The 19,737-nt window shown below is 59.2% G+C and carries 17 protein-coding genes and 2 pseudogenes; 8 read left to right on the top strand and 11 right to left on the bottom strand.

Translation table 11 applies throughout. The features are described from left to right. Window positions 1-62: 62 nt before the first annotated feature. Window positions 63-812 carry an SDR family NAD(P)-dependent oxidoreductase gene (locus tag P5W98_RS26500; RefSeq protein ID WP_421027715.1) on the bottom strand — a complete coding sequence of 250 codons (750 nt, stop codon included), beginning with the start codon at window positions 810-812 and terminating at the stop codon, window positions 63-65. 109 nt (window positions 813-921) lie between these two features. Then, window positions 922-1,824, bottom strand: a complete 903-nt coding sequence (locus tag P5W98_RS26495; protein WP_421028036.1) for a LysR substrate-binding domain-containing protein — start codon at window positions 1,822-1,824, stop codon at window positions 922-924. Window positions 1,825-2,221: 397 nt separating this feature from the next. On the opposite strand from P5W98_RS26495, the gene P5W98_RS26490 reads away from it, so the two are divergent. Both P5W98_RS26490 and P5W98_RS26485 read left to right on the top strand, forming a co-directional pair. Beyond that, on the top strand, window positions 2,222-3,754 hold the full coding sequence (locus P5W98_RS26490) for a sugar ABC transporter ATP-binding protein (RefSeq protein WP_421027714.1): 1,533 nt from the start codon (window positions 2,222-2,224) through the stop codon (window positions 3,752-3,754). Between the two features lie 46 nt (window positions 3,755-3,800). Beyond that, window positions 3,801-4,121, top strand: a complete 321-nt coding sequence (locus P5W98_RS26485; RefSeq protein WP_421027713.1) for a hypothetical protein — start codon at window positions 3,801-3,803, stop codon at window positions 4,119-4,121. 8 nt (window positions 4,122-4,129) lie between these two features. Here P5W98_RS26485 and P5W98_RS26480 read toward each other — a convergent pair whose 3' ends face one another. Further along, window positions 4,130-5,401, bottom strand: a complete 1,272-nt coding sequence (locus tag P5W98_RS26480) for an IS256 family transposase (protein ID WP_421025294.1) — start codon at window positions 5,399-5,401, stop codon at window positions 4,130-4,132. Window positions 5,402-5,461: 60 nt separating this feature from the next. Between P5W98_RS26480 and P5W98_RS26475 the strand changes: the two genes are divergently transcribed. The 4 genes from P5W98_RS26475 to P5W98_RS26460 all read left to right on the top strand — a co-directional run bounded on the left by P5W98_RS26475 (window position 5,462) and on the right by P5W98_RS26460 (window position 9,838). Then, entirely contained in the window at window positions 5,462-6,175 is a 714-nt protein-coding gene (locus P5W98_RS26475; RefSeq protein WP_421027712.1) for an ABC transporter permease, read from the top strand. 30 nt (window positions 6,176-6,205) lie between these two features. Further along, entirely contained in the window at window positions 6,206-7,225 is a 1,020-nt protein-coding gene (locus tag P5W98_RS26470) for a substrate-binding domain-containing protein (RefSeq protein WP_421073381.1), read from the top strand. 78 nt (window positions 7,226-7,303) lie between these two features. Then, window positions 7,304-8,200, top strand: a complete 897-nt coding sequence (locus tag P5W98_RS26465) for an amidohydrolase family protein (RefSeq protein ID WP_421027710.1) — start codon at window positions 7,304-7,306, stop codon at window positions 8,198-8,200. Window positions 8,201-8,566: 366 nt separating this feature from the next. Then, complete coding sequence (locus P5W98_RS26460; protein WP_421025294.1) at window positions 8,567-9,838, top strand: IS256 family transposase; 1,272 nt, start codon at window positions 8,567-8,569, stop codon at window positions 9,836-9,838. Window positions 9,839-10,469: 631 nt separating this feature from the next. On the opposite strand, the gene P5W98_RS26455 is transcribed toward P5W98_RS26460, so the two are convergent. From P5W98_RS26455 to P5W98_RS26440, 4 genes are all read right to left on the bottom strand, one after another. Then, entirely contained in the window at window positions 10,470-11,546 is a 1,077-nt protein-coding gene (locus tag P5W98_RS26455) for a porin (RefSeq protein ID WP_421073380.1), read from the bottom strand. A gap of 724 nt (window positions 11,547-12,270) precedes the next feature. Beyond that, window positions 12,271-13,044 (bottom strand): cyclase family protein, encoded by a 774-nt coding sequence (locus P5W98_RS26450; RefSeq protein ID WP_421027708.1) that lies wholly within the window; start codon window positions 13,042-13,044, stop codon window positions 12,271-12,273. Between the two features lie 38 nt (window positions 13,045-13,082). After that, window positions 13,083-14,012 (bottom strand): 3-keto-5-aminohexanoate cleavage protein, encoded by a 930-nt coding sequence (locus tag P5W98_RS26445; RefSeq protein ID WP_421027707.1) that lies wholly within the window; start codon window positions 14,010-14,012, stop codon window positions 13,083-13,085. 72 nt (window positions 14,013-14,084) lie between these two features. Next, a complete protein-coding gene (locus P5W98_RS26440) occupies window positions 14,085-14,798 on the bottom strand; it encodes a hypothetical protein (protein ID WP_421027706.1) in 714 nt (237 codons plus the stop codon). A gap of 184 nt (window positions 14,799-14,982) precedes the next feature. Here P5W98_RS26440 and P5W98_RS26435 point away from each other — a divergent pair, with 184 nt between their 5' ends. Beyond that, a complete protein-coding gene (locus P5W98_RS26435) occupies window positions 14,983-15,585 on the top strand; it encodes a TetR/AcrR family transcriptional regulator (protein ID WP_421027705.1) in 603 nt (200 codons plus the stop codon). A gap of 337 nt (window positions 15,586-15,922) precedes the next feature. Here P5W98_RS26435 and P5W98_RS26430 read toward each other — a convergent pair whose 3' ends face one another. Further along, the gene (locus tag P5W98_RS26430; protein ID WP_421027704.1) at window positions 15,923-16,561 is read right to left on the bottom strand and encodes an RES family NAD+ phosphorylase; all 639 of its coding nucleotides are present in this window, start codon (window positions 16,559-16,561) and stop codon (window positions 15,923-15,925) included. After that, window positions 16,561-17,199, bottom strand: a complete 639-nt coding sequence (locus P5W98_RS26425; protein ID WP_421027703.1) for a hypothetical protein — start codon at window positions 17,197-17,199, stop codon at window positions 16,561-16,563. Before P5W98_RS26425 ends, P5W98_RS26430 begins: the two co-directional genes overlap by 1 nt. Before the next feature lie 593 nt (window positions 17,200-17,792). Here P5W98_RS26425 and P5W98_RS26420 point away from each other — a divergent pair. Then, window positions 17,793-17,852: pseudogene (locus P5W98_RS26420) on the top strand (hypothetical protein); the annotation flags it as partial. Window positions 17,853-17,859: 7 nt separating this feature from the next. Here P5W98_RS26420 and P5W98_RS26415 read toward each other — a convergent pair. Together P5W98_RS26415 and P5W98_RS26410 are read right to left on the bottom strand one after the other, a co-directional pair. Continuing rightward, window positions 17,860-18,027 (bottom strand): annotated as a pseudogene (locus tag P5W98_RS26415) (IS6 family transposase); the annotation flags it as partial. Window positions 18,028-18,240: 213 nt separating this feature from the next. Next, a complete protein-coding gene (locus tag P5W98_RS26410) occupies window positions 18,241-19,602 on the bottom strand; it encodes an amino acid permease (RefSeq protein ID WP_421027702.1) in 1,362 nt (453 codons plus the stop codon). Window positions 19,603-19,737: the final 135 nt, after the last annotated feature.

The raw sequence follows: 19,737 nt of genomic DNA, 5'->3' as shown, positions 1-19,737 counted from the left end.
CGCGGCTGGTCCAAGTGCGTCGTATGTTATGCAATGTCGGAAGCGAACGCGGGCACGTCACTTCAATGAATCAGCATGCCGCCGTTGACGTCAAGCGTAATGCCAGTCAGGTACGACGAGAGGTCGCTTGCCAGGAACAGGCAGGCATTGGCGATGTCGTTTGCCTCGCCGAGGCGCCCGAGCGGAATGCCCTTGATAATGTCCGCACGCATCTCGGGCGTCAGCTTGTCACCCGTGATGTCCGTCTGGATGAGACCCGGCGTAATGGAATTGACGCGGATATGATCGCCGCCGAATTCACGGGCCATAGCTTTCGCGAGGCCGAGAACGCCTGCCTTTGCGGCGCTGTAGTGCGGGCCGCCAAAGATGCCGCCGCCGCGTTGCGCGGAAACGGATGACATGCACACGATGCTGCCCCGTTGCTGCTTTTTCATGTGGGGAATGACCGCCTGCGACATGTACAGGGTGCCCAGAAGGCTGACGCCGACAACCGCGTCGAAGTTATTCTTGGAGATTTCGAGTGTCTTGATGGGCTGCGTAATTCCCGCGTTGTTTATCAACGCGTCGATTCGGCCGTATTTAGCAGCGACTGCATCTGCTGCGGCGACGCAGGCTTCCTTGTCGGTAACGTCGCACGCCAGACCAAGATGACCTTCCCCTAGGTCACGCGCAGCGCTTTCCGCGTCCGCCAGGTTCAGGTCCAGAATGGCGATGCGCGCTCCTTGCGCTGCCATCGCCTTTGCTGTCGCTTTACCGATGCCGCGCGCCGATGCCGCGCCCGTGACGATAACGACTTGATTCTCGAGCAACATGTGGGTGTCTCCGTTGATGAACTAGGTGTAGGCGAAGTTTGTCCGCCGGCGCGCCTTGCATCAACGCAGTTCCTTTCAACCGTAGCTGAGAAATTTTCAGCCCCCAGGGTTATCCCTGTGTACGCGGCTTGCAGCGCTCGATTTCTTCTTCAATCCAGGACAAAAACTTTGCAACCCGAGGCAATTCAGCGTTCTGGCTCGGGTAAACGATGTGATGCGCCCCAACCTCGACCGAATGACTATCGTCGAAGACCTGCACGAGGGCGCCGTCCTTTATTTTCTGCGAAGCCATCATTACGCTTTCCAGTGCAATTCCGAGCCCTAACGAAGCTGTCTCAATGGACATGTACGAGCGGTCGAATGAAAAATCGAACGTCTTGTTCGCACCGGCAACCCCGACCCGTCCGAACCATTGCCGCCACTGAACGAGCGGCGTCTCCGAATAGATGAGCCGCTGCGCCAGAAGGTCTTCCGGCGTCTTCACCGGATGCCGCTCGAGGTAGGCCGGCGACGCCAGCGGGGCAATGAATTCACCCCGGACCGTACGTACTTCAAGGTTGCTCCATTCTCCATAGCCGTGACGAATGTCGATGTCGTAATACCCGTTCGAAAACGAAACGTTCTCGTACGAACAGGCGACGTTCAGCTGAACGTCACCATTTGCTTCCTGAAACGAGGATAGCCGGGGCAATAGCCACATCAGGCCGAAACTCGGGCTCGAGTGCACGCGCAGGATGTCGACTTCTTTCTGGCTTGAGGCTCGCTCGGTTGCCCGACTGAGGTCTGCCAGCGACCCCGTGACATCCGCCAGATAGCGCTCACCGGTTGGCGTCAGGACGAGACCACGCCCAGTCCGTTGAAACAGCGATTGGCCAATCATCGATTCGAGGTTGCTTAGCTGATGGCTGACTGCCGAAGCCGTGAGGTCGAGCTCTTCTGCTGCTCGATTCACACTCTTCGTGCGTGCAATGCACTCGAACGCAATGATGGCCTTCAACGGAGGAATTCGCATGATCAAATTTTTTTCAGTCGCGATTGAACAAAACTGCATTGCCTTCGGACGGTGCTCGCTGCCATCCTCGACGTCAAGCGATACGGACACGAAAACAGACGAAATGTTACCCCGTGTCAGGCCGCCTGGTGGCCTAAAGTCTTGCCTCATATAAAGATTGCGCGGTGCAGCAACCGCACAGGAGACATTGATGGATAACCTGACCTCCCCTTCCCGCAAACAATCCACCCGTCGCTACAAGGTCGTCCAGCGCTAAGGCGACCGGCCGTCACCGGATTCGGCGCGTCGTATTTGCTGCCACCCGGTTAAGCCTTCGGAAAATGTGACACGCCGCAGGCGGCTCTTGTGGCCTGCGGTTGGAGACGTTCGTTCGCAGTTTTCGCGACGGAGATTTGCTATGTCTGAACAACCTGCGTTGTTGCTCGCGAAGTCAATCGTCAAAAGTTTCGGTGCTACCAGCGTCCTCAAGGGCTTCGACCTGTCTGTCCGTCCGGGAGAGGTTCACGCGTTCCTTGGTGGCAATGGAGCCGGGAAGTCGACGTTCATCAAGATTATCTCTGGCCAGCATCAACGGGACGGGGGCACGCTTCAGTTTGCCGGACGGGACCTCGGTGGCTCCTCAGCATCACCCGCTGACACAGGAGAGATTGCGGTTGTGAACCAGGAGCTGGCACTGTTGCCTCATCTGTCGGTCGCGGAAAATATCGCAATACCCCGGATGCATCGCGCGCTCGGGACCTATAGCGAGCGGGTATCACGTGCGCTCGCGATTGACGCTCTATCGTTGATTGACTCGCAGTTCGCCCGGGAATCGGTTAGTCGTCTGGTGGGCGAGCTATCGCTTCACGAGCGGCAGCTCGTGGAAATCGCTCGAGCACTCCGCTCTGGCGCGAGGCTGCTACTGCTTGACGAGCCGACAGCGAATCTCACTGCTGCCGAGACCGGGCGTCTGTTTGCGGTCATTCGAAGGCTGGTCGCGGAGACAAGTCTCGCCGTCCTGTTCGTATCCCATCGCATGCGCGAGATACGTCAGATTGCTGACGTCTGCACCATCATTCGCGACGGGAAAACAGCCATCGACCGTGCGCCGCTCAATGCCATCACGGACCGCGAAATCGTCGACTATATGGGGCAATCCGTCGAGCCAGACCAGCAACCCGAGGTCAGCCTGGAAGCTGCATCGGATTTGCGGGAAGGTCACGACGCGCGTCACGACAACGGTAGCACCGCGGAAAAGCCTATCGTTGTCCGCCTCGACGATATCGAGCTCGAAATACGTCCGGGGGCCATTATCGGACTCGCGGGCGCACCGACCGGCCCTCTGGCTCTCATTGAGGCACTCACGGGACTCGGGACAAAATCTCGATGGAATATCGAGCGCGCCGGGGTGCAGGTCAAGCATCGCGGTCCGTCAGGCGCAGCTCGCGCCGGGGTCGGCTACATATCTGGCGACCGTGCAAACAAAGGCATTCTTGCAACGCTTCCCATCATCGACAACCTGATGGCGGCGCGGCGCATCGTCGAGCGAAAAAAGATAGCTCGTGACGAAGAGCTTCGGCATGGGCAAGCCCTCCTCGACGCGCTCAAGATACGTGCCGGTTCCCTATGGCACCTCCCCTCAACTTTGAGCGGTGGTACGCAGCAGAAAATTCTAGTTGCGCGCTGGCTGAATCTGAGACCGCAACTGCTGGTGCTCGAAGAACCCACGCGCGGCGTCGACATTCGGACAAAGCGGGAAATCTACGCGCTCATTCGCAAGCTCGCCAGGCAGGGTACGGCAGTCGTCTGGTGGTCGACCGAGTACGTGGAACTGGTCGAACTCTGTGACACGGTGCTCGCATTTGACCTTTCCGGGCGGCCGACCGGCATTCTTCGTCACTCAGACGTTAATGAGGAGAGCCTTGCCAGCGCTACAGGGATGGCCGCCTGAAACGCATGACGTTTCGGAAATCGAAGATTAAGCCAGGAGACAGAGCATGAAAGCAGCGACGCACTCAATACAGAGCAGCTCGAAGGAGTCAGGCGGTGGTATTCGACGCCTGCTGTCAACGTATCGTACCGAAATTGCAATCGCTATTGCGATTGTCGTCATCGAACTCGCCGTCGGAATGGTCGTTCCCGCTGCGCTGTCGATTGGAAATCTCGCGAACGTTACCCAGGCCGCCGCGCCGCTGGTCATCATGGCGTTCGGTGTACTACTCGTGATTATTACGGGTGGAATCGATCTGTCAGTCGGCTCAGTCTTTTCCCTGACTGGCATGGGAACCTGTCCGCATTTTTGTGGGCGAGGCGGTTAAAGGAATCGTTACCCGCGCGCCTGCGTGAATCGATCACCAAACAGGATAGCAAACTGGTTCATGGCCGACTTCCAATCGAAGGCAGCGCGAACAGATTTTGCCAGGACATTGCGTAGCGCCAGCCAGAGCAGCTTGATGGCAGCCTCGTCGTTCGGGAAGTGGCCGCGGGTCTTGATGATCTTGCGTAGCTGCATGTTCAGACTCTCAATGGCGTTCGTTGTGTACACAACGCGCCGGATCTCCGGCGGAAACGCGAAGAACGGCGTGACGTGCTCCCACGCGCGCTGCCACGACTGCACGATCATCGGGTATCTGAGGCCCCAGGGACCATCAGCAAACGCCTGCAGCGCCTGCTGCGCGGCCTGCTCGCTGGCGGCGGAGTAGACCGGTCGCAGCGCCGCCGCAAGGGCCTTGCGGTCCTTGTAGCTGGCATAATCCAGGCTGTTGCGGATCAGGTGCACGATGCAGGTCTGCACGGCCGTGCGGGGGTAAGCGGTGCCGATTGCGTCGGCCAGTCCCTTCAGGCCGTCAACCACCGCAATCAGGATGTCCTGGCAGCCACGGGCCTTCAGTTCGTTGAACACCTTGAGCCAGAACTTCGCGCCTTCGGTCTGCTCGATCCACAGGCCCAGTACATCGCGCTGGCCATCGGCCTGAATGCCCAGTGCCAGATAGACCGCCTTGTTGCTGACCACGCCGTCGTCGCGGATCTTGACGCGCAGGGCGTCGAAGAACACCACCGGGTACATCGCATCGAGCGGACGGTTCTGCCAGGCCAGCGTTTCGGCCATCACCTCGTCGGTGACCGAGCTGATGAAATCAGGCGACACCTCGGTGCCGTAGCTTTCGGCCAGAAAGGCCTGAATCTCGCGCACGCTCATACCGCGCGCGTACATCGCGATGATGCGCTCGTCGAATCCGGTGAAGCGGCGTTCGTGTTTGGGGATCAGGATGGGTTCGAAGCTGCCGTCACGGTCGCGAGGCACCTCGACGCGCACGGGGCCGCGATCGGTGATGACTGTCTTGCCACTGGCGCCGTTGCGCTCGTTGGCTTGCCCGGCCGGTTTGGACTGGCCCGGTGGGTAGCCCAGATGCAGGTTCATCTCTGCACCCATTGCCCGCTCGATAACTGCCTTGTTGAACGCCAGCATCAGGTCCTGCACCTCGGCCGGCGTCATCGGCCCCTTGACCAGCTCGTCCAGCAGCGCCTTGGGCAGTTCAGGCAGCGGCCCTCGGGCCGCTGCCTGAGACGCCACCGTACGTTTCTTTTTCATTGGCATATCCATGACTTTTACCTCTCATGATATGCCTCACCCACAAAATGCCGGATAGGTCCTGGCATGGTGACTGGACTCGCTATGTCGCATGGTTATGGCGCCATTGTGAGCAGTCTCGCCGGCCTGGCTATCGGTTTCATCATCGGTTCGATTAATGGTGCGCTGGTGACGTTCGTAGGTCTCGCGCCATTCGTCGTGACCCTCAGTACATATGCCATTGCTGGAAGTCTGTCGTTCATCGTCACCGACGGCCACTCACTTCCTGTCAACGACCCGAACTATTGGCTTCTCAACTCCGGAACGCTGATTCCCGGTGTCATCAACTACGTGCTCTGGTGCGTGCTGCTTCTGATTGTCATCGAGTTCTGTCTGCGCAAAGTCGTGGCCGGCAGATGGCTGTACGCGGTGGGCAGCAGCAGCTCTTCGGCTCGTGTCATCGGCATCCCCGTCAACAGCGTTCGTTTAACCGCTTATGTCATTTCGGGATTACTCGCGTCATTCGCCGGCATCGTAAGCATCTCGTACATCAGCAACGCAGAAGCAACGGCCGGCTCGAGCTTGATGCTGCAAGCAATCGCGGCGGTGGTTATCGGCGGCGCAAGCCTCTTCGGTGGAACCGGCTCGGCCATCGGTGCGCTGCTCGGCGCACTGATGATAACGATTATCCAGAACGGCGCAAACCTCATTGGCGTGAACAGTTTCTGGCAAGGCACCGTGACAGGTGTCGTGATTCTCATCGCGGTCCTTGTCGACCGCGTCACCAAAGCACGGCGATAAGCCGGCATTACAACACCCAGCATGGAGACAATGATGAACGCTTTTCGATTCGCCAAATTCCGCCGCCGTGGAACGCCGTTGACCACGATGGCCGTGTGTAGCGCGCTGGCTTGCGTCGCCATGGTCTCACAGCCGGCACTCGCGCAGGCGAAGCAGACGGTTGCCTATATCGCGCCGTCGCTGGACATCTCGTACTGGCAATGGGTTGCGTACGGGGTCAAGGAACGCGCAAAAGAACTGGGCATGAACTACGTGGAATTCACCTCCGAGAATTCTCCCGCGAAGCAGATGGACAATGTGAAGACGGCACTGACGCGAGGCGTCTCTGCCATCGTCATGGGGCCTGTCAGCTCGACGAGCACGCCTCCTGTATTGAGGCTGCTCAAGGATAAATCTGTTCCTATCGCGTTTGCTGGTATCGGTCCGCAGGCGGGGCAGACAGACTACACATCGGCGGTCACGGCCAACAATTACGAAACCGGCAAGGCGCAGGGCACATATGTCTGCAAGCTTGCAAAGGAGCGCGGTGGTAACAAGATTGCGATGCTGTCACTTCCGCAGGACCGGGAGAACGCGCAAAAATATATGAAAGGCGCGAAAGAGTCGTTCGCTGCGAACGGTTGTGACCTGGTTCAGGTTCTCGAGACCCACGGTCTGACTGTCAATGAGGCTGTTTCGCAGGCAAACGACATCCTGACCGCCCACCCGGACGTCAAGGCCATCTACGGCATGTACGATGAAGCTGCTACGGGCGCAGCCAAAGCGCTTCAGACACGCGGCCTCACCGGGAAGGTTGCCGTTGTGACTGCTGATGGAAGCCCGACCACCATCAAACTGCTGCGTGACGGCGCGATTCAGGGCATTTTCCTGCAGGAAGCCGTCGGCCAGGGAATCGACGCGACAACACAAGTGAACAATGCATTGAACAAAAAGCCGACGACTCAGGAGTTGGCGCTCAAAGAGCCGCTCGTGACGAAGGAAACGATTGACCAGCCCGAGACTCAGGGTATCGTGAAGCGCGTGTATCCGCCGTCGGCAGGCAGCTACTAAGCTCAATCGCGCGCGCCAAGGCCGCCTGCAGATGCGCCGGCGGCCTGGTGCTTCAACTTGAAAGCATCCGGAGACATCGTGGAAAAGCTCCCTATCATTGACCCTCACCACCACCTCTATGACCTGAAGGACGGCAACTATCCGTGGCTTCAGGGGCCCATGCTTGAGCGAGTTTTCGGTGATTACTCGGCGATACGCGAAGACTATCTGATTGAAAACTTCCTGGCGGACATAAGGAACCAGAATGTCGTCAAGACGGTTCATCTTCAGGTTGAATATGATCACAATGACCCAGTTGCGGAAACGCGTTGGCTACAGAGCGTTGCGGACAAGCATGGGTACCCGCATGGAATTGTCGGCTTTGCGGACCTGTCATCACCGAAGGTGCAGGAGGTATTGGAAGCACACCTCGAGTATCCTAACGTACGTGGAATTCGCCAGTGTCTTAACTTCCATCGGGACCCCGTCAAGACGTTCATTGACAATCCGCATCTCATGAGCGACCCGCAATGGCGATCAGGCTACTCCCTTCTCCGGCGGTACGACCTGTCTTTCGACTTACAACTGTACTGCACCCAGATGGAAGAAGCGACGGCGCTGGCCCAGGCTTATCCCGATACTCCTGTCATTCTCAACCATACTGGCATGCCGGTGGATCGCACGCCTGCCGAAATAGAAGGTTGGAGAAAAGGAATGAAACTACTGGCCTCTGCCCCAAATGTTTCATGCAAGATTTCAGGTCTTGGCATGGCGGACTGGAAATGGACGGTCGACAGCATTCGGCCGTTCGTACTCGATGCAATCGATGCATTCGGCGTCGGACGATGCATGTTCGCCAGTAATTTCCCGGTGGACAAGTTGTTCAGCACTTACGACGCAATCTTCGACGCGTTCAAGGCAATTACGAAGGAGTTCACCGGATCTGAGCGTCGTGCGCTATTCCATGACAATGCGGAGCGCGTCTACAGGCTTTGATGCTCGAACGCTAATGGTATCTCCCGGTCGGGAGCGTCGAGTAGGCGCATTCTTGTGGAAGAAAAAGACGTTCCGGCGCTTTCTTATAGGCACGTTGATGGATTATGTGCTGCAGCCTACCGTCGTGCCAAGGATCTGCAGAATATGCACACGCAACTGCCGGTGCAGCATACTCGATTTCACGCCTCACAACGCCCCCCGTCGCCGATAAATCCGAACGGCTAAGATTCCTGCGGCAGTGGGCTGGCAACAGTATGACCGCTTTGCGCTCGCGGGATAGGGGTAGGAAACGGCGATCGCCGTCCCCTCCGGACCTATCCGGCATTTTGTGGGTGAGGCATATCATGAGAGGTAAAAGTCATGGATATGCCAATGAAAAAGAAACGTACGGTGGCGTCTCAGGCAGCGGCCCGAGGGCCGCTGCCTGAACTGCCCAAGGCGCTGCTGGACGAGCTGGTCAAGGGGCCGATGACGCCGGCCGAGGTGCAGGACCTGATGCTGGCGTTCAACAAGGCAGTTATCGAGCGGGCAATGGGTGCAGAGATGAACCTGCATCTGGGCTACCCACCGGGCCAGTCCAAACCGGCCGGGCAAGCCAACGAGCGCAACGGCGCCAGTGGCAAGACAGTCATCACCGATCGCGGCCCCGTGCGCGTCGAGGTGCCTCGCGACCGTGACGGCAGCTTCGAACCCATCCTGATCCCCAAACACGAACGCCGCTTCACCGGATTCGACGAGCGCATCATCGCGATGTACGCGCGCGGTATGAGCGTGCGCGAGATTCAGGCCTTTCTGGCCGAAAGCTACGGCACCGAGGTGTCGCCTGATTTCATCAGCTCGGTCACCGACGAGGTGATGGCCGAAACGCTGGCCTGGCAGAACCGTCCGCTCGATGCGATGTACCCGGTGGTGTTCTTCGACGCCCTGCGCGTCAAGATCCGCGACGACGGCGTGGTCAGCAACAAGGCGGTCTATCTGGCACTGGGCATTCAGGCCGATGGCCAGCGCGATGTACTGGGCCTGTGGATCGAGCAGACCGAAGGCGCGAAGTTCTGGCTCAAGGTGTTCAACGAACTGAAGGCCCGTGGCTGCCAGGACATCCTGATTGCGGTGGTTGACGGCCTGAAGGGACTGGCCGACGCAATCGGCACCGCTTACCCCCGCACGGCCGTGCAGACCTGCATCGTGCACCTGATCCGCAACAGCCTGGATTATGCCAGCTACAAGGACCGCAAGGCCCTTGCGGCGGCGCTGCGACCGGTCTACTCCGCCGCCAGCGAGCAGGCCGCGCAGCAGGCGCTGCAGGCGTTTGCTGATGGTCCCTGGGGCCTCAGATACCCGATGATCGTGCAGTCGTGGCAGCGCGCGTGGGAGCACGTCACGCCGTTCTTCGCGTTTCCGCCGGAGATCCGGCGCGTTGTGTACACAACGAACGCCATTGAGAGTCTGAACATGCAGCTACGCAAGATCATCAAGACCCGCGGCCACTTCCCGAACGACGAGGCTGCCATCAAGCTGCTCTGGCTGGCGCTACGCAATGTCCTGGCAAAATCTGTTCGCGCTGCCTTCGATTGGAAGTCGGCCATGAACCAGTTTGCTATCCTGTTTGGTGATCGATTCACGCAGGCGCGCGGGTAACGATTCCTTTAACCGCCTCGCCCACAAAAATGCGGACAGGTTCCGCGTGCAGGCATGCGCGAGTCTCGCTTCGAGATAGCGCACCAGCAATGCATATGCGTAAGGTCTGTCACGTGTTTGCCAACCGGACCGGATTTGCCCTGATCAATCAGGGCCGCCAACCTTGCATCCTGGGCTTGACCATACAACATGCTTCGATTCCCAAGTTGATTACGCGATGCGCTCGAGTTTTCCCGAGACTCCGACATGCAACGATGCGGTAATGATAAGTGTTCGTATCACATCAGCCTAGTACCGGAAAAAGTCCTTCGAGATCACTGCGTCATATATAGTATAACGAAACATTATGTGATTCGAAATTTTAGTCACCATTGGTTCTTTCCTGCTACCCGAAGACGCGACGGCTTCTGGTCAGCTGTTCTTCTCGCTTGAAGTACCGCAAACACCCGTGGATTCGAGCCGCCGCATTAATGTGCGGCGGCGTTTTTCCCTTACGGCCTGCTGCAACCGTCAGTTGCGTGTCAGCGCCGGGCGCCCACCGTACCGGCGGACAGACGGCATATATCCAATCATCGAAATGTCGAGCAATAGTTCGTTTGGGCAGATCAAATAACTGCATGCACCATAACCGTCAGAAGGTTTGCCGCATGCCGATGTTCGCGCCAGCCGTGGTGCCCCGAACACCATACAGCGCACCATTGAGCGAGAGACCGGTATCCATCGCACCGTGGTTATTAACGACCGCCACCTGCGCGTATAGCGCCGTACGTTTGGAAACAAAATACGTCGCCCCGACCGCGCCCATTAGCGAGTGATTCTCAGTGTAGTTTCGGTCGCTCGTGTACCAGACGCCACCGTTCACGTCCAACTGCGGCGCGGCATACCAGTCGAGACCACCGCTGTAGACATTGGAATTAAACGATTGCGCCACCTTGTAGTTTACGAACTGCACCTTCGCCGTAACCACGCCGAACTTCCAGGTCGCGCCGAACGTGCGCCCCCAGAATTCGACATTGGAAGGAACCGGCGTCTGAACCGCTCCACCTCCATTGCCGGAATAAACTGCGGCGTTGAGTAGCAGCGTGCCGTTCTCATACTCGAGTTTCGCTGAGTATTGCCGCCCCGCCTGAAAATCGCCGGACCTGCCGCCGAATGCAAATAGCGCACTCCCCTGGAACCCGTAAATCCGTGGGCTCGTATAAGCAATGCCGTTCGAATTGAATATTCCTGTGGCGAGCACGCCATCCGCATAATTGATGACACCACTTCCAAACTGGGAAAAGCCACGCGCGTCGGTCTCGTAAAGCGCAAGAAAAAACGGAGAGAACTGCAGGCCGATGGTGGCCTCGCCATACGGACCAGAAAGTGCGACGTACGCCTGACGTCCGAACAGGTTGCCGTTCGAATCGTTGAACGCTCCATTCATTACGCTCACGCCGCTTTCGAGCCTGAACTTCGCTTTGAGACCACCACCAAGGTCTTCGGTGCCATAGAGGCCAAACTGCGTCGGCTCCGCCCCTGAATCGATCGCCGAAAACTGGTGCCCTTCGTTCTGACCGCCCGCGCCAGCCGTCTTGCTGGTGTATAACAACCCGCCATCCATCAGACCATAGAGCGTGACGCCACTCTGCGCATGTACGACACCCATCGACAGTACGCTCGCCATACACAGGCTCAACCTGCAGACAATTTTCCCTTTCCAGCGCATCCTATGTCTCCTCTCATTTCCTGTAATTTCGGAATTCTAACGTTCTAGGTTGAATCTATGAAGAATACCCTCCGACTTCAATGACATCATTTACCTGGAGCTCGGTTCACACCCTCCGAGGGGAGGTTACCCAGTACTACTCCTGTAGGGATTTTCCTGTGTCAGCAGTTGTTGTAGTGCGGAAAATAGCGACTCGGTAGCATCAACCCGCGGTGGGAGTTCGTCGAGCAAGCCAATCGGCATCCCGGCTGCGTGATCGATTTGTGCATCCATATTCTCAGTATCCTGATTGTTGAATTGATCGATGTTGACTTTACAAATTTACAAATTACCGCAGTGTAAGTCCCACTTTTCGATAGGCTTCAGGGTCGTGGTTTCCCACCGCCCTGCTATCCAGGCTACGGGTCGCCTGACTTATTACCCCGGCAGGACTAACTCCTGCTGAACACACCAGCCCGAGCTGGGCGCACACATACATGGAGCGCTTTCGAAACTCGGCTACTCTCTTGTCTGCTGGAACATCTACAGGCGTACAGAGCGGGATTTTTGAGCCGGCTCTTATAAAAGACGCCTTTTTCGGCGACAAACAACTTCAATTCCCGCTTCGGGCTGTGCACAGCGCGATCCCGCTGGCGCACCCCATTGTTCATCGATATTCCGGAACCTCTGTCGGATTCCATGTGTTCGGGAAGCGTGCCGCAACAACAGGCTCAGATACCGCGGATCATTCGTCGAAGATCGCCACCGCGCGCGTCCATCCGGCCGAAGCACCCCGGATCTTCACCGGGAAACAGGCGATGCGAAAACCATGTGATGGCAGCGATTCGAGATCGTGCAGCTTCTCCAGATGGAAGTAACCGATATCGCGCCCCGCCTTGTGCCCTTCCCAAATCAGGCTCGCGTTGCCCGTCTCGCTGTATTTCCTGGCCGTATGAACGAAGGGTGCATCCCAGCTCCAGGCGTCGGTACCCGTCAGCCGCACACCGCGCTCGAGCAGGTACAGGGTCGCCTCATAACCCATCCCGCACCCGGAGGCGACGTAATCGTCCTCCCCATACCGCGCGCCTGCACGCGTGTTTACGACGACGATATCGAGCGGCTTGAGCGTGTATCCGATCCGTTCGATCTCAGCCTCCACTTCTGCAGCGCTGACGACATGCCCGTCCGGAAGATGCCTGAAGTCCAGTTTTACGCCCGGCCGGAAACACCAGTCGAGCGGCACCTCGTCGATCGTGGTGGCTCGCTCGCCCTTGTTCATGGTCGAATGAAAATGGTAAGGTGCGTCCAGGTGCGTGCCATTGTGCGTAACCAGTTCGACTTTCTCGATCGACCACGCTTCGCCATCGGGCAGATCGCGCTCAGTGAGGCCCGGAAAAAACGGCAGCAACTGCCCCGTGGTCGCGTGGTGATCGAAATACGTAATCCTGGGCGCGAACGCGGGCGGGTCAGACACCACGTCGTTTTCCAGAAAGATCGAAAGGTCGACTATCCTGTTCATGGCAGCTATCCGTCCTCTTTGTGTAAAGCGCAACACGCTCAGAATGCGACGGCGTGGGCACCCTTGAGCCCGAGCATGGCCCGTGCGTCCTCAGGTGTTGCAATGTCCAGCGACAATTCGTCGAGCACGCGCCGGATTTTGCCGACCTGATCGGCATTGCTCCTCGCCAGTTCGCCGCGCGCAAGGAACAGGCTGTCCTCGAGCCCAACGCGCACGTTCGCGCCCATGATCGCGCCGTATGTCGCCAGCGGCATCTGGTGACGTCCCGCGCCCAGCACCGACCAGTGATAGTCCCTGCCGAACAGGCGGTTCGCCGTTTGCCGCATATAGGCGACGTTGTCCGGCTCGGGCCCGATGCCACCGAGGATGCCGCAGATCGTCTGAATCAGGAATGGCGGCTTCACCAGGCCGGCGTCGACAAAGTGAGCCAGGTTGTACAGGTGGCCCACGTCGTAGCACTCGAATTCGAAGCGCGTCCCGCAGCCCTCGCCCAGTTCCTTCAGGATCCGCGCGATGTCCTTGAACGTGTTTCTGAAGATCGTGTCCTCGGTGCCCTCCACATAGGGCTTTTCCCAGTCGTACGTCCAGGTGTCGATCTTGCGCGCCGCCGTATGAATCGAGAAGTTCATCGACCCCATGTTCAGCGACGCCATCTCGGGTCTCGCCCTCAGCGGCGGCGCCAGGCGCTCTTCGAGGGTCATCTTCGTACTGCCGCCGGAAGTCAGGTTGATGATCGCGTTCGTGCGCGCCTTGATCTGCGGGAGAAACTGCATGAAAACGTCCGGGTCAGCGCGTGGGCGGCCGTCGGCCGGGTCGCGCGCGTGCAGGTGAAGAATGGCCGCGCCCGCCTCGGCCGCCTCGATGGCCTCCTGTGCGATCTGATCGGGCGTCAGGGGAAGATGCGGCGACATGCTCGGCGTATGCACAGCGCCGGTCACGGCACATGTGATGATGACTTTTCTGGACATTGAAAGAATTCCTCAACTTAATGGACTACTAATTGATTGGCGTACTCGCGTGAGCCACGATGCCGCACGCCGTTATGTGTTGACGCAGAGCGCCAGCGACATCAGGTCAGTCTTGCGTGTTCTCGAGAGAACGTACAGTTCGAACCAGTTGTTCCACTCGACGATCAGGTGATCGGAGTGGCCGCGTATGAGTTGCGCCGGCGCGCTCGACGGCCAATAAATCTCGAGCTTCGCGTCGAATCCTGCCGACGTGTCCCTGAACTGATGCAGCAAATATCCGAGGGTCTCGCCGTCTGCCGATTCAACACGCCCCATCATGCGATGCGGCATTCCGGAATCCAGCTCAATCGGGATGCCATTCCATTCATCGAGACGGCGCAGTCTCAGGAGCGCGGGCGACGTGGTATGGCCCGGCACCTCCAGAATGCCCACGCGGCCATCGGGCAGCAATAGCGCCCCCAGGTGCTCGGGGTGCGCGCGCAGCATGGCGAGGCCGTCCGGGCCGGCATACGCACTCCAGAACCAGTCGATGAACTCGGCGCCGTTTCCCGCCGCGATGTGCGCTTGCGCAACGGACTGCGTAAAACGGCCATCCGCGCGCAGCGCCCATTCCTTCGTTTCCGATTCGTGCGCGGCAATCTCCGGCGCGAACAATTCCGCCATGCCCTCGGCGCCCAGTTTCTCCATCAGCATGGCCATCATGTACCGCGCCCTTTTTACCTCGATCTGAAGAATCTCATGGCTGGCCACTTCGGTCCCGGAGCGGAAAAACGTCACTGATTTCATTGGAGCCTCCACAGGGCTATTGATCGAGTCGCTATGGTTCCTCATCCATCTCGCTAACGCAAGTATACTTGCATTAGCGTTTACCACGTACCTGCCCGGAACTCGTCGCCGGGGCAGCCCCTGATTCGAGATCGGCCCCGATGATCAGGCCGGCCGGCGCCGGTTCCGCGTGTAAAATCGGCCTATGCCAAAGTCAGTCGAACAAGAATCGCCGCCGCCGCGCCGCCGCCTGGGCGGCCGCAGTGCCCGCGTCCGTGATGCGGTGGTATCGGCCACGATTACCCAGTTGCAGGAGGTGGGTTTCGAGGGGCTCACCATTGCGGCAGTCGCCGAACTCGCCGGTGTGAACGAGACTTCGATCTACCGCCGCTGGAAGAGCAAGGAAGGGCTGATGATGGAGGCCGTCTTCGAGCTCTTCGCCGAGAACATCGCGATTCCCAATCGAGGCTCGCTACAGTCAGATCTCGTCGCACTCATGTCAGCGACTGCGCGCTACTTGCGCACGGGCGTGGGCAGGGCCGCCATTCAGTTCGTGCTAGCCACGTATGGCGACCCGGGCGTGACGGATGAATTGCGCAAGTTGTGGACGGACCGTTTCTCGTCGGTCCAGCCCGTTTTCGAACGCGCCACGCAACGAGGTGAATGGCCGCCGAGCGCGGATCCCATGCCGATGCTCCACTGCCTCATTGGTGCCATCTATCTGCGAACGTTTATGCTGCGCGAACGCCTCACGACCCATCAGCTTCGGGAGCTGGCCGTCTGGCTACTTCGCGGGCGAGAAGTCTGAACGTGCGCCGGCATGGCCTTCGCGTTGTGCCACGCTACGTATCACGCAACCATACAAGCACGGCCGCGATGATGCAGTCGCAGCACGTAACGTCAACTTGAAAGGCGCCAAGCCGAGGTCATCGCCTTCATTCGCATGGGCAACAGCCCTTGCGTCGCCTGAAGACATCTTGGGTGTGCTGAGCACTTTAGACCGTTAGTTGCTTTCTGACGGCTGACCACGCCCCGAGGATCATTTGACAGAACCCCGCATAATTATCGAAGTTTATGAAATGTATCCTAACGTCGATTTGGTCGTACGACGAGCATATCCGCCCAGCGCCGGACGCGTCGTCAGATCAGATGACGTTAAGCCTCAGGCTATCTGCAAGTTGCAGCACCTTCGTCCGTAACGGATCGACAGCCATCGACTCGTCGCTGACGACAGTGAGGCGTGAGGATGGGAGCCGCTGGCCGAACAGCATCACGCAACGGCCCGAATCATCCCTGCGCGAGCCGTAGGCAATGGCCTGCGCGCCCGGGCACTGGTCGTATGCCGCCTGAGACCATTTCCGTGTCGAGTCGTAGACGGCCGGCAGGCTGTCTATCAGGTCCGCCCGTGTGAGGTCCAGGGCCGGAAGGTGTGGCGTGTGAAAACTGACGCACTGGATCGGATCCGGAATGGTGAGCCTCGCGAGCCGGAAGTGCTTCAGCCGGTCGAGGTCAAAGACGCCCGGCGGACGCAACGGCAAGTCATGGAACAGCGACTCCATGACAGCGCTGGCGAATGAGCTCGCCGCATAGTACGTATGGACCGGCGAGCCATCCGGACAGGAAATCGGCGCAAAGCGGGTATTGCCCCAGCCTTGCGCGAAGGTCGTCGCGGTCGTTGCATGGGGGTGCGTGCAGTACGCGTGATACCAGACCGGCACGTCTTCCCACGTGACGGACACGACGGTGAAGGCTTCCGCGCCGCCAGGCAAGTGCGGACCGGCCATCAGGCGACGTACCCGTGACTGGCGTGGCGCGCCGCCGCGTCGACCACCTCGTCGTGCCGGTCAAGGGCATCCCGTGGAGCCACAGGTTCAGCCTCCTGGTCGCCAGTGCCTGCGATCCATCCGTTCGGAAAATGAAACCAGGCCGCAATCTTCCAGCTGTCTGCGACCGGGCCCAGCGCCTCGAGGATGTCCTTGATAACGGGCAGCGGCTGGAACATCGCGTCGAACTGGTAGCCTGCGTAGTATTCCTTGCCGTTGAATGCCACGCTGAAGATCCGCCCCCGGCGCTTCCAGTCGCTCGCAGGCTGAGCCTTGTTGGTGGGCGGCGTTACCTGGAGCCGGTTGATTTCCTCCGCCGTCAGCCAGTCGCCTCGCGCAAAAACGTCGCGCATGGTCTTCTGGCGCCGGATGCGCTCCTCGATCAACGCGGGCGTCGGCGCTGCCAGGCCAGTGATCGCACGCGCAAGATCATCCGCGCGCAGGAACACCTGTGTCTCCCACTGGGGCGTGGCCAGAAGAACGGTCAGCAACTCCTGCATGCCCTTTTTAAGGGTGGAAGCGACGGCCGGATCGGTTCCCCGCGGGAGCGGCAAATTCAACACGACATCTGTGTTTGCGTCACCATGAACCTGAATCATGACCTCCTCCTGCAGCTTGCGAATCTGCCAACATTATAGACAATATCGGCAAAATCGCAATTTGGGGGCTCGGCCAGCCGCGAAACAATGGAGAGTCCTCCAGGGCAATATGTGGTCCCATTAACCTGCCACGGTCCCGTCGCATCGAGGCGCAGATGAGCGTCTCAGGCGGCACGGGCGAACCTGCCGTGCTCCAGGGTCTCGCGCCCCGCCACGCTCCCCTGCGGTGGACCTCCGCCCGAAGCACCGGGACGGGGCAAGCGCGGCCTCTGCGCTGCGCTTTGACCTCCCCAGTACGTGTGCAGATTGCGCCGGCGCGGGGGGCTGTCCGACTCTCCGCCGCGCCCGGCGACAACCTCGCCGCCATGTTCATCGGCGAGCGAGTCGCTACCGGCACGTCCAGGAGCCCCGTGTCACGCACGTATCGCTGGATTGCAACCCGGCTAGTGGGTGTCACAATGGCGGCAGGTCTCCCGGCTTTCACCCACGGCAACATGAATTCATAGCCGTCAGCGTGCGATGACCAGCTCCCGGCAACCTGATGGCATCATCTCCCCCGCGATCGCAGGAAGCACCGATACAGCAAACACGACATGGCACACGAGCGTTGCGAACAATGTGGCACCCTGACGCCGCCCTGGGACACGATACACTGCGGCTCCGGTGACGGCCGCTACGAGTTGCTTTGCAGCCCGCCATCATTTGTTCAAGATGGCGCAGGCTCAGCGGATACGCCACATACCACCGCACGCAGAGCAAGATGACGTCGAGCGGGTAGTGCAAGCGCTTGAGCACTTTTGCAACGGCCGGATTCAGGTTCCGTTTCATCGATCAAAGCGTTTGCCTTTACGCTGCCAGCATAACAGCTCGCCTTATCGCGACAAAACCGTGCTCGGCGTGGCTGTCTCGTATGCGTTGTTCCAGAGAAGCCCAATAGGCCGGCGACTCGCGGCGATGATTGCGGCGCCCCGCTCGCCGTCGCAGTCGGCTGAGTAGACGTCAACGTCAAGTCCTGCCACGAACGCCCGCTCCCGCCACGTGCTACTTCACGCGACACCGCTGCTGACGAACATAGCCCAAAGCAGCGAGTGCAGCTCCGGAGCCCAGCGTGGCAACGACTTCGCGACGATGATCCTGGCTACACATCATGACGGCAAACGCACCCGCAATCAGCGCCACCACAACGATTCCAAGGACCGGATGCAGCCACATTTTCACCTTCAGGCGGCCCTTGGCGGCGAGCATCTTGTGTAGCCGCAGTTGACTCACGGTAATGACAAGATAGACGAGCAACGCGATTGCGCCGGTGGTAGCCAGCAAGGCGTCGAAAACATACTTTGGCGCAAGGTAATTTGAAGCGCAGGCAAGAAAAGCGACGCAACTCGACACAATCACCGCATTGGCCGGCACACCGCTCGAAGTGGTCCGCGTCACCAAAGCCGGAGCCTGAACTCTTGTGCCAAGCGAGTACATCATTCTCGATGCCGTATAAAGCGCGGAATTCAGGTAGCTTCCGACTGCGACAAGAATGAGGCCGTCAGTGATAACGCGCGCATAGGGAACATGAAATACCCGAAGTACAGCTTGATAAGCGCCGAGACGCGTGAGATCAGGATCGTTCCACGGAATCACGCAAATGATAACCACGATGGAACCAATGTAGAAAAGCGAAATACGCCAGACGACGGAGGGGATCGCGCGTCCGATCTCCCTTGCGGGGTTTTCCGACTCTGCTGCCGCGATCGTCACCACTTCCGTGCCCAGGAAGGTAAACATCGTGGTGAGCAGCGCGCCAGCGATCGGTGCCATACCACGCGGGGCGAATCCTCCGTGTTCGGTAAGCGTGCGCCAGGGCGTAAGGTGCACGGACGGAATCCACCCAGACATCGCCGCGACCCCGCATCCAATGAACATCAGAATGCCCGTCACCTTGATAATGGCAAACCAGAATTCCAGCTCGCCGTAGTTTTTCACGCTAGCGAGATTCGCAACCGTGAGCACAGCGGTCACGAACAATGAAAGCTCCCAAATGGGGATCTGGGGGAGCCATCCGTTCAGGATATTGGCGGCGGCAGTCGCTTCGAGCGGGACGACGAGGACCCAGAACCACCAGTACATCCAGCCGATCGTAAAGCCGGCCCAAGGGCCAATGGCCTTGTCCGCGTAGGTTGAAAACGAGCCTGAATCGGGCATTGCGCAGGCCATCTCCCCAAGCATGCGCATGACCGTGACGACGAGCAGGCTCGCGAAGATATACGCAAGCACCGCGGCAGGCCCGGCTTCCGCGATGGCATGGCCCGAGCCAACGAACAGGCCCGCGCCAATGCTTCCGCCAATCGAGAGCGTGACTACGTGCCGTTGCTTCAGTCCGTCTGAGAGCTTGCGCGATCCGGTCGTGTTCATGGACAACCGTTTTCGCGAAGACAAACCTGCGCCCTACCGCATCGCAGGGCGCATGAGCAAACACTGGTGTGCGCGATGCGGCGGGCCCGCACCATCCGTTACGCGCAGCGCGCGCGCAGCTCACGGAAACCCTCT

Source organism: Paraburkholderia sp. A1BS-2L, from assembly GCF_051125205.1.
Lineage (GTDB): Bacteria > Pseudomonadota > Gammaproteobacteria > Burkholderiales > Burkholderiaceae > Paraburkholderia.
This window is presented reverse-complemented; position numbering and strand designations above follow the sequence as displayed.